Raw genomic sequence first — 10,433 nt, 5'->3', positions numbered from 1 at the left:
TCATCCCCGATCTGATACGACTCATCAGCCTTCAGGCGATGCAACGAATTGCGATCCTCGAACGGATACACCGCAACGGTGGCGATGTTCATCTCGGTTGCTGCACGGAACGCGCGGATGGCGATCTCGCCGCGGTTGGCCACCAAGAGTTTCGAAATCATCGAACTCTCACTCCTTCGTCTTCGGATCCCGGCGGCCCCGGACCGCACGAGTCGGTGGGGCGTCGGATACGGCGCGCTTGGCGACACCACAGACCGGCTGATGCGCAGGTATGAGGATACTGACCTGCGGATAGCTCACCGCGGGATATCCCCGGACTGTGAGTGGTCGGTTACAGAAGCGTCGACCAGTAGTTCCAGAAGCGGACCAGGATCAGCAGCACGACGGCGGTGAACCACAGCGCCACCAGCGACCATCGCCAGTCGTAGAGGATGCGGCCGGCACCGGTGGCGGTCTCGGCGCGCAGCGCGATGGACGCGACCATCACCAGCAACGGGATGGTGACCGCCCAGACGACCATGCAGTAGGGGCACAGTGCCCCGATCCGGTACAGGCTCTGGAAGATCAGCCAGTGCACGAATACGACACCGAGTGCGCTGCCCACCGTGAGGCCGACCCAGTACCAACGCGGCAGCGACACCCTGGCCACCGCCAGCACGCCGGTGACGAGCACGACGGTGAACGCGATGATGCCGATCAACGAGTTGGGGAAGCCGAAGACCGAGGCCTGTGGGGTGACCATCACCGACCCGCAGGACAGCACCGGGTTCAGGCTGCACGACGGGACGTAGCTGGGGTCGATCAGGATCTCGATCTTCTCGATGGTCAGCGTGGCGGCGGCCGCCAGGCCGAGCACACCGGCGATCAGAACCCCGATGGCGCTGGATCGACGCACGCCGCTCGGCTCGACCGGAGTCTCGGCCGCGTCGAGGTCGGCGGTGGCGGTCACGATGCCGCGGCCAGACCCGGGACGTCGCCGACGATCTCCTTGATCTTGCCGACCAGCACTTCGGGGGTGCTGTACTGGTAGTCCTCACCATTGATCCGCACGGTGGGTGTGGCGTTGATCTTGGTGGCCGCGGCCATGCCGCCGGCCATCTTGACGTAACGCTCCTTGTCGATGCACTCGGGCACCTTGCCGGCGGCGCCGGCCTGCCGGGCGGTTTCGATCAGCTGTGCGTTGGTCGGGTACGAGCCGCCGACCTCCGAGGGCTGCTGGGCGTAGAGGGCGCCGTGGAAGCGGCGGAACGCCTCGACGGATTCGTCGGCGACGCAGTAGGCAGCGCCGCTGGCGCGGGAGGAGTAGTTCTGGTTTCCGGCGCTGTCGAGGATGCCGACCATGTAGTAGTCGACGGCGATCACGCCCTTGTCGATGAGCTGGTTGATCGTCGAGCCGAAGGCCTTCTCGAATGCCCCGCAGTGCGGGCAGAGCGGATCTTCGTAGACCGACAGCACGACCTTGGGGTCGACGCCGTCGTCGTTGCGGACGACCTGGCTGGATTCGACGCGGACGGCCCGTGCTTCACCGGCCTCGGGGTTCGTCTCCCCGTTCAGCACGATCCACAGCACCAGTGCCACCGCGAACAGGACGACCACCGAGGTCAGCCCGATCTGGACGAGAAGGTTGCGCTTGCGGTCAGCGGCCTTCAAGTCGTAACTGGCCTGCTTCTTCGGTTTGTTCGCCACGGGATGCAGCCTACCGGCTCAGATGCGCCCGCAGCGCCGAGGTGAGGTCGACGACGGCGAGTTCACTGTCCCCGCCGAGAGGAAAGAAATTGATGAACGCGTGCACCAGCGAGCCGTACTCGCGGTGATCGACCGGCACGCCCGCGGCGGTGAGCGCGCGGGCATAGGCCCTGCCCTCGTCGCGCAGCGGGTCGAAACCGGCCGTCACCACCAGCGCGGGCGACAATCCGGTCAGGTCGGCGGCGTGCAGTGGCGCCACCCGCGGGTCGTCATGCGCCACGCCCGAACCGGCGACGTAATGGTGGTCGAACCAGTCGATATCGGCCTTGGTGAGGAAGAACCCATCGGCGAACAGCGAGCGCGAGACCGTCTCCCCTACCGGATCGACCATCGGATAGATCAGCAGTTGCAACGCAGGCATCCCGGTGCCGGTCGTGCGGGCGGTCTGGGTGACCACGGCGGCCAGATTGCCACCGGCGCTGTCGCCGCCGACGGCGACCCGGTCGGGGTCCGCACCGAGCTCCGCGGCATGTTCCAACGCCCATGTATAGGCGGCGAAACAGTCCTCGGCCGCGGCGGGCGCCTTGTGTTCGGGAGCCAGCCGATAGTCGACGGCGAGCACGTGCACGCCGGCATCACGGCAGATGCGGCGGCAGAATCCGTCATGGGTGGCCAGGCTGCCGACGACAAAACCGCCACCGTGAAGGAAAACCAGCAGCGGTGCGCCCGCCTCACCGCGATAGTGCCGCACCGCGATCGGGCCCGCCGGTCCGGCGATCGAGAAGTCGTCGGTCGGCGCCACGATGTCGGTCTTGAACGCGGCGGACGCTTCATCGAGCTGGGTGCGTGCGACGGTCACATCGTCGCAGGCCACGAGGCCACCGATACCCGAGGCGCGTTGCGCGTTGAGGAGCAATTGGAGGCTGGTGTCCAGGGTGTTGCCGTCGATGACGACGCTGCGCCGTCCCATCAGCAGTCTCTTGACGGGGTTCGGGATGCGCGCCAGTAGCGGTACCGACACCCGGCTCGCCACGGTTGCGGCCTTCAATCGCAGCGGGCTCGGGTTCGGCCGCGCTGGCAGACTCGTTTCCATGACTGCCCCCTCATATCCCACACGGTTGCTCAACGACGGACATTCCATCCCCGCGGTCGGGTTGGGAGTCTGGCAGACCCCGCCCGAGGACACCAGACTCGCGGTCGAGAGTGCGCTGCGAACGGGTTATCGCCACATCGACACCGCGGCGGTCTATCAGAACGAAACCGAGGTCGGCGAGGGGCTGGTGTCCTCGGGGGTGCCCCGTGCGGACATCTACCTGGTCACCAAGTTGTGGAACTCCGAACAGGGCTACGACAAGGCGTTGCGGGCATTCGATGCCAGCGCTCAACGACTGGGCGTGGACTATGTCGATCTCTACCTGATCCACTGGCCGCTGCCCGAGGTCAACCTGTACGTGGAGAGCTTCAAGGCGTTGTCCACGCTGCGTGACGACGGGCGGGTCCGCTCCATCGGCGTCAGCAACTTCCAGCCCGAGCATCTGCGCACGCTCATCGACGCCACCGGGATCGTGCCCGCGGTCAATCAGATCGAACTGCACCCCCGGCTCCCGCAGCAGGAGCTGCGCGAGCTGCACGCCGAGTTGGGGATCGCCACGGAGGCGTGGAGCCCGCTGGGCCAGGGTGGTCTGCTCAGCGAGCCGACGGTCACCGCGATTGCCGAGGCACACAGCAAAACACCAGCCCAGGTGCTGATCAGATGGCATCTACAGCTGGGTAATATCGTCATCCCGAAGTCGGTGAACCCTGATCGGATAGCGAGTAACTTCGACGTGTTCGACTTCGAGTTGACCGAAAAGGACATCGCGTCCATCGGATCGCTCGATGACGGCACCCGGTTGGGTCCCGACCCACGCACCTTCAACTTCACGGGATAGGTAGGACATGACATCGGCAGCGGCTGTGCCCAATATCGGCTTGAACGACGAGAACACAATTCCGGTTCTCGGAATCGGGGTGGGCGAGCTGACTGACGATGAGGCCGAGCGCGCGGTGTCCGCGGCGCTGGAAATCGGTGTCCGGCTTATCGATACCGCCGCCGCTTACGGTAACGAGGCAGGTGTGGGTCGTGCCATCGCCGCATCGGGCATCCCGCGTGCCGAGATCTTCCTCACCACCAAGCTGGCGACCCAGGATCAGGGCTTTCAGGCCTCTCAGGACGCCGCCAAGGCCAGCCTGGACCGGCTCGGCGTCGATTACCTGGACCTGTATCTGATCCACTGGCCCGGTGGGGATACCGGCAAGTACGTGGACAGCTGGGGCGGGCTGCTGCGGGTACGCGAGGACAAGCTGGCCACGTCCATCGGTGTCGCCAACTTCACACCGGAGGATCTGACCAACATCATCGACCTGTCCTATGTCGCACCCGCGGTCAACCAGATCGAACTTCACCCCCAGCTGGTGCAGACCGAACAGCGTGCCGCGCATGCCGAGCACAACATCGTGACCGAGGCCTACAGCCCGCTGGGGGTCGGCAAACTGCTGGACAACCCGACCGTCACCGCGGTGGCCGCGCAGTACGACAAGACCCCGGCGCAGGTGTTGATCCGATGGAACCTGCAGTTGGGCAACGTGGTCATCCCGCGCTCGGCCAAGCCCGAGCGCATCGCGGAGAACTTCGACGTACTGGACTTCGAATTGGCCGAGGAGCATCTCGCGGCGCTGACCGGACTCGATGACGGCACCCGGTACCGCCCGGATCCGGCCACCTACACCGGGACCTAGTCTCTTGCGATTTCGGTGAGGAAACGTGTGCTGTGCGCACGTTTCCTCACCGAAATCGCTTACGAGACAGCCGCAGGCTGCTTCACCGGCTTGGCGGACGAAACCGTCAGCGCGGCAGCGGCACTGAGGCCGGCGATGGCGAAGCACAACACGGTGTACCAGAGGCTGCCCACCGGATCACCATTGCCGGTGACGCCGTCGACAGCCGAGAAGTACGCGGGCAGGGCGGTGGCCCACAACAGTGCCATCACCGCCAAATACAGGACGCCGTAACGAATCATCGGAGGATTCACGTAGCGCGCTTCGGTGGCAGAGGCCGCCGTGTTGCGCAATCGCTGCCACTGCTTGTAGAGCACCGGCACCGCCACGACAGTGATCACCAGCAACTCCAACGCGTACACGACACCCATCACGGTGACGTTCGTGAACGAGCCGATGACCGTCGCAGGCGCAGGCAGCAGCACCGTGCCCACCGAGGCGAGCAGGCCCACCACCACGGTGCGCCAGAGGATCTGGCCGCCGCTGAAGCGCCGTCCGCGGTCGACGTATCTGCCGACGAAGAACTGGACACAGAATGCCAGCGACATCGGCCAGAGCGCGGCGAAGACCACCACGCTGGGCAGCGGCACCGAGGCGAAGAACGGTTGGTTCATCGGGTGCTCCAGCGTCCATTCCCACCACCGCAGCTGCGGTCCCAGATGGTCGAAGATCTCGTAAAAGGCATGGTGGACGAAGCCGACGCACATCGCACCGACCAGCGTGCCGTAGCGGCGGAAGACACCGAGGTTGCGCACGATCTCGAAGGCGATGGTGGCCATCAGTGGATAGATCGCCACGATGTAGAGGGGCAGCCTGCCCCAGAGGAATTCGACCGTGAAGACGTTGTGCGCGAACATCGTGTCGATGTGTTCCTCGATGCCGAACGCGGCCGGGAAGTACAGCGGCGGTTCGATGATCAGCAGGTAGGCGATGGCACCGAACCACAGCACGAGGTTGGTGGCATCACCGTGGCGGCGCAGCCGGATCACCGCATAGGCCAACGCCAGCACGGCGCCGATGATGATCGTCAGCTCGAGTACCGGCAGCGTCCAATTCTCCAGTGCCAGCGGATTACGCACATCGACCAGGCCGCCGGCCTCCGCGCAGCTGAAACCAAGCCGCTCGGCGAGCTGCTCGAAGGTCGGTCGACACAGATCAGACATCGGCGGATGCCTTCTGATTCGTGTACCACTGTGTCACGTCGTATCCCTCGTCGTAGCGTCTGAACCATTCGTCGGCCAGCACAGGCAACTTCTCGTGCGTGGGATCGTGGCCGGGAATCTGACTGCGGACGATACCCACCAGGGCCGCCAGCTGTTCGCGCAAACCCAGATGCGGGAACGGCGCTTGCAGCGGGCCGTAATCCGGGCGGCGACCGATGCGCCTGAGCAGAGCGTTCTTTCGCCGCTCCAGGGCGAAGGTCGACACCGCATCAACCTTGCGGACCTCCAGCGGGAGATGCCTGTTGAACCCGTCGCAGGCCATCCGCACGACGTCCATCACGTGCTTGAAGATCGACGGTGCCACACGTGCGCGGTACCACGGATCGCCGACCAGATCGTTGTAGATGATCAGCGCCGAGCTGCGGTGTTCGACCTCCTCGACGAAGTGCCATAGGAACAGCGAGGCCACCCGGTCGTCGCCGGGCGCGAACAGAGTGTCGTCGTTGTCGAGCATCAACTTGAACACCGGGGTGAACGTGGCCTCCAAGTCGGCGGTGTAGGCCAGCCGGTACTTCAGCGGTTTGTTCTCGACGAGATCGTCGAAGGCAGCGATGACCTGGTCGAGGGTTTCCTTGAGCGCCGGATACGCCTTGATCAGTCCGCGGGCGTGTTGGCGGTGTGCCATCGAGTGCTGGCCCTCTTGGCGGACGAACGCGTCGGCCTCGTCGGCGATCGGCGAATCGGCGAGCAACGGCTTCGCCTCGGCCATCGTGCTGACGATCATCTTCTCGAAGGCGATCGCCAAGAAGGAGACGGCATTGGCCATGGCCGAGAACGCGGGATTTGTCTCATTCCAGAGAAACGGCACGTCGTAATCGGCGAAGGCGAAGCGCATCTTGCGCACCTGAAGATCGGTCATCAGCGCAAGCTATCACACAATCATACGTCGCTTAGTGTAAATGTATGTTGACTTGTCCGTGCTAGCGTCGCCGTGCCGAGAGGAAGGTGCCGATGGCGCGCAGGCGCGGCTGGGGCGGCGATCCCCCGCACAGTGACGAGGAGGCCACTGCGCGGATTGTCACGACCGCCGTCGAACTGGTCAGCTCCACCGGCGCGGCAATCTCGTTGGCCGATGTCGCGAACTCACTGGGCGTCATCCGGCAGACCGTCTATCGCTACTTCCCCACCTCCGACGCGCTGATGCATGCGGTGGCCATGGCCTCGGTGGACGCCTTCCTCGATCGACTCTCCACGGCCGTCGAAGGCATCCACGATCCAGCCGAGGCCATCACCGAGGGCACCGTGTTCACCCTCGACGAGGTAACCCGCACACCGCATCTGGGCATCCTGCTGTCGGAGTCCTATCCGTATGACCACAGCGGCGCGCTCACCTCCGCGGAGGCACGGGCCATCGGCATGCGGATGATCGATCGTTTTGATGTCGACTGGTCCGCGCACGGTTACGACGAAACCAGCTTGGGTGAACTCGTCGAGTTCACCCTGCGCACCATGCTGTCCTTCTTCGTCGCGCCCAACACCGACAGGACACCGCAGGAACTTCGAAAGTTCTTGCGCCGCTGGCTCGGCGGAGCGGTCGCCGCCCAACAGGCGCAGAGCCCACGCTGATCCGCACTGCCGTCCTCTAGGGTTGTCCCGTGCACGAAGGGACCCCGTTCGGCCGGTATCGCCTGGCGACCATGCTGGGCCGTGGCGGCATGGGCGAGGTGTGGCGCGCCTTTGACACCGCCATGAACAGGTGGGTGGCACTGAAGGTGCTGCCGCCCAGCCTCGCCGACGACAACACCTACCAACGACGGTTCCGCCGCGAGGCCCAGGTGGCCGCGGGGCTGGATGAACCGCACATCGTCCCGATCCATGATTTCGGCGAGATCGACGGACGGCTGTACGTCACCATGCGCCTGATCGAGGGCAGGACCATCCAAGAACTGCTCGAGGGCGGACCGCTGCCGCCGCATCGGGCGGTCGGCATCGCCGAACAGATCGCCGCGGCACTGCACGCCGCACATACCGTCGGGCTGGTGCACCGCGACGTCAAACCGTCGAACATCCTCGTGACACCCGCCGATTTCGCCTACCTCATCGACTTCGGGATCGCCAGGGCCTCCGACGGAACGAAATTGACCAGTACCGGTTCCACGATCGGCACCGTCGCGTACATGGCACCGGAGCGATTGTCGACCGACAGCTCGGATGCGCGTGCCGATATCTACGCACTGACTTGCGTACTGCACGAATGCTTGACCGGGCGGCAACCGTTTCCCGGTGACAGCGTCGAACGTCAGATCACGGGTCATCTCACGCTGCCACCACCCCGACCGTCGATGATGCAACCCGGGGTTCCGGTGCTGATGGATCAGGTCATCGCGACCGGGATGGCCAAGAATCCCGAACACCGCTATGCGACGACGGGTGACCTTGCCGCCGCTGCCCGTGCCGCGATCGCCGCGCCGGCCGCCGCCTATCGACCGACCGTGGCCGCCCACTGGCCACCACCACATCCCGCGCCGCAGCAATCGTGGCCGGCCGCACCGGCGTGGCAACCGGCCGCTGCCGCGCGACCATGGTGGCGCGGACCGGCCGTCCTGGTCGCGATCGCGCTGCTCGCCGCCGTCGTCATCGTTGCGACGACAGTTCTGCTGGCATCCCGGAATGACACCATGTCGAACGCGAGCCAGCGGGTCAGTTCCCCCGCCGCAACCGATCGTCGCATCACGCCGACGAACACGTCTGCCCCACGGACTGTTCCACCCACGGCAACCTCGACCGCGGTAAGTGCCCCGGACCTCCAGAATGCCAAGGGACTGGACGGGCTGCTCCAGACGATTCGCGCCAAGTTCGGTGACACCATGGGCTTCTCGCTGGTGGTCTATCCCGGCCACGCGGTCTACGACCGGCCCACCCCGACGAACGCGAACGCCAAGGACAGCTTCACCTATCGCGGCGACGGCTGGGAGGAATGGGGCCCGACGATGTCGACCAGCGCCTTCGACATCCTGGTCGACCTCGGCCAGATCAATACGAACGCCGTCGCCGGTGTGCTGGGCAATGCACCGCAGCACACCGGTGCGCCGGTCGGCTCGGACAGTTACCTGATCATCGAAGGCACCGAAGGCGGCGGCCTGGATCTGATCATCCACTCGACCGAGCCGGGGACCGGCTTCTTGAGGCTGAACCCGGATGGCAGCATCAAGCAGGTCTACCCGCCGTAAGAGCTACGGCGACAGCAGGATTCGCGCCACATTCGTGGTGGTCTCGACACCGTCATCGTAGCCACCCTCGCCGCCGAGGGCATTCATGATCGACAGCGTGTACCGCTGCTGCGGCCCGGCGAAGCCGACACTGTTGACCACCCAGCCGCCCTGCTCCTGGGACCAACCGTCCTTCGCCCCGGGTGCCATCGCCGGACCGGCGCCCCACACCCCCCACCGCTGGCCACCCTCCACACGCTGCATCTCGGCCACGACCGCCGCGGAATTGGCAGCGCTGAGCCTGTCGAGGACGTAGTTCATCAGCGCGTCGAAATCATCGGCCGTGCCCTTTTGGAATCCCCAGTACGGGTAGACGTCGCCGAACCCCGGCTGCGGCCGCACACCGGTCATGCCGTAGCGGGGAAAGTTGGCGTTGAAGACGTTCGCCGTTCCGCCGTACTCGGACCACAGCGCATCGGCGGCAGCATTATCGGAGCTTCGCAACATCGCGACCATCTGCTCACGATCGTCGGCCGTCAGGCGCACCGTTCCCGATTGTTCTCGCGCCAGCAGGTCGGCCACCATCGCCAGCTTGATCGTCGATGCCGTCCAGATGGGCGTGGCGGCGTTCGCGTTGCGGTACTTGGCCCCGGTGGCCCTGTCTCGCAACACGAATCCCACCGTGCCGGGTCGGTTGGCCAGATAGTTTTCGGCGGCGACCAGACGCTCACGCAGGGCACACTGCGCATCCCCGGCCGGGCAGTCTGCCGCCGCCACCGCTCGTTCGGTCGACGCCATCAACAGCAGCAACAGCGTCACGATCACGACACGACGCAACGCAGAGACGGTGCGCGGCGCCCTAGTCAAGTGCACGCTCCAGCGCTTCGCGGAGATCTTCGGTCCGGTACACCGGAATCTGCTGCCCGTCGATGAAGAACGTCGGCGTGCCTTGCACACCCAGCGCGACACCGTCCTCGACATCCCGACGGACCCGTGCAGCGGTCTCGGGGTCGGCGTAGTCACTGTCGAATCGGGCCATGTCCAGGCCCAACTCCTCGGCGAAGCCGCGGAAGACGGCATCGGCAGGCGTACGACGCTCACCCCACTGCGACTGGGTCTCGTACATCATGCGATACATGGCCTCCAATCGGCCCTGCCGTGCGGCCGCCTCGACCGCACGCGCGGCCCGTTCGGCGTTGACGTGGCCCGGCAGCGGGAAGTACCGCAACACGAATTCGACCCGATCGCCGTACTCGGTGCGCAACTGCTCGACGATCGGGTAGGCGGCCCGGCATCCCTCGCATTCGAAATCCAGGAACTCGACGAACGTCGCCGTGGCATCGGGCGGATCGTCGAGGCGGTGACTGTCGGGGCGGACCACCTCCACCCCACCGGTGGCGGTCGGCACCTGTTCCGGCCCGCCGCCGGTGCGCAGCACCAACACGACGATGCCGATGGCGGCGACGATGATGACCACCGCAGCGGTCAACAACGTCCGGCCTATCGGGGTCTTCAGCACCGCGCCTCCCCCGCCGGCACCGGCGCACCCGCCGGACCT

The 10,433-nt window shown here is 65.5% G+C and carries 12 protein-coding genes; 4 read left to right on the top strand and 8 right to left on the bottom strand.

The features are described from left to right. The 4 genes from G154_RS27430 to G154_RS23675 all read right to left on the bottom strand — a co-directional run. Positions 1–161 (bottom strand): biotin carboxylase N-terminal domain-containing protein (locus G154_RS27430; RefSeq protein WP_155944854.1); only part of this gene is annotated, 161 nt, incomplete at its 3' end. A 170-nt stretch (positions 162–331) separates the two neighbouring features. After that, positions 332–895 carry a vitamin K epoxide reductase family protein gene (locus G154_RS23685; RefSeq protein ID WP_234713078.1) on the bottom strand — a complete coding sequence of 188 codons (564 nt, stop codon included), beginning with the start codon at positions 893–895 and terminating at the stop codon, positions 332–334. Positions 896–945: 50 nt separating this feature from the next. Next, positions 946–1,686, bottom strand: a complete 741-nt coding sequence (locus G154_RS23680) for a thioredoxin domain-containing protein (RefSeq protein ID WP_019513523.1) — start codon at positions 1,684–1,686, stop codon at positions 946–948. Positions 1,687–1,696: 10 nt separating this feature from the next. Next, entirely contained in the window at positions 1,697–2,779 is a 1,083-nt protein-coding gene (locus G154_RS23675) for an alpha/beta hydrolase (protein WP_023985573.1), read from the bottom strand. On the opposite strand from G154_RS23675, the gene G154_RS23670 reads away from it, so the two are divergent. Both G154_RS23670 and G154_RS23665 read left to right on the top strand, forming a co-directional pair. After that, a complete protein-coding gene (locus G154_RS23670) occupies positions 2,778–3,617 on the top strand; it encodes an aldo/keto reductase (RefSeq protein WP_023985572.1) in 840 nt (279 codons plus the stop codon). The two genes, G154_RS23675 and G154_RS23670, sit on opposite strands and share 2 nt — an antisense overlap. A 7-nt stretch (positions 3,618–3,624) precedes the next feature. Continuing rightward, positions 3,625–4,464 carry an aldo/keto reductase gene (locus G154_RS23665; protein WP_023985571.1) on the top strand — a complete coding sequence of 280 codons (840 nt, stop codon included), beginning with the start codon at positions 3,625–3,627 and terminating at the stop codon, positions 4,462–4,464. Between the two features lie 59 nt (positions 4,465–4,523). On the opposite strand, the gene G154_RS23660 is transcribed toward G154_RS23665, so the two are convergent. Together G154_RS23660 and G154_RS23655 are read right to left on the bottom strand one after the other, a co-directional pair. Next, a complete protein-coding gene (locus G154_RS23660; RefSeq protein ID WP_019513527.1) occupies positions 4,524–5,666 on the bottom strand; it encodes a hypothetical protein in 1,143 nt (380 codons plus the stop codon). Next, the gene (locus G154_RS23655; RefSeq protein ID WP_019513528.1) at positions 5,659–6,585 is read right to left on the bottom strand and encodes a metal-dependent hydrolase; all 927 of its coding nucleotides are present in this window, start codon (positions 6,583–6,585) and stop codon (positions 5,659–5,661) included. The genes G154_RS23660 and G154_RS23655 overlap by 8 nt, the downstream gene beginning before the upstream one ends. 92 nt (positions 6,586–6,677) lie before the next feature. Between G154_RS23655 and G154_RS23650 the strand changes: the two genes are divergently transcribed. Both G154_RS23650 and G154_RS26605 read left to right on the top strand, forming a co-directional pair. After that, the gene (locus tag G154_RS23650; RefSeq protein WP_023985570.1) at positions 6,678–7,292 is read left to right on the top strand and encodes a TetR/AcrR family transcriptional regulator; all 615 of its coding nucleotides are present in this window, start codon (positions 6,678–6,680) and stop codon (positions 7,290–7,292) included. Between the two features lie 71 nt (positions 7,293–7,363). Next, positions 7,364–8,896, top strand: a complete 1,533-nt coding sequence (locus G154_RS26605; RefSeq protein WP_045546491.1) for a serine/threonine-protein kinase — start codon at positions 7,364–7,366, stop codon at positions 8,894–8,896. A 3-nt stretch (positions 8,897–8,899) separates the two neighbouring features. Here G154_RS26605 and G154_RS23640 read toward each other — a convergent pair whose 3' ends face one another. Together G154_RS23640 and G154_RS23635 are read right to left on the bottom strand one after the other, a co-directional pair. Further along, the gene (locus G154_RS23640) at positions 8,900–9,673 is read right to left on the bottom strand and encodes a tat pathway signal sequence (protein WP_234713079.1); all 774 of its coding nucleotides are present in this window, start codon (positions 9,671–9,673) and stop codon (positions 8,900–8,902) included. A 61-nt stretch (positions 9,674–9,734) separates the two neighbouring features. After that, positions 9,735–10,394 (bottom strand): thioredoxin domain-containing protein, encoded by a 660-nt coding sequence (locus tag G154_RS23635; RefSeq protein WP_019513532.1) that lies wholly within the window; start codon positions 10,392–10,394, stop codon positions 9,735–9,737. Between the last annotated feature and the right edge of the window lie 39 nt (positions 10,395–10,433).

Source organism: Mycobacterium sp. VKM Ac-1816D (assembly GCF_000416385.1).
GTDB classification, from domain to species: Bacteria; Actinomycetota; Actinomycetes; order Mycobacteriales; family Mycobacteriaceae; genus Mycobacterium; species Mycobacterium neoaurum_A.
Note: the sequence above shows the minus strand (reverse complement) of the source record. Positions and strands in the feature narration are given on the sequence as shown.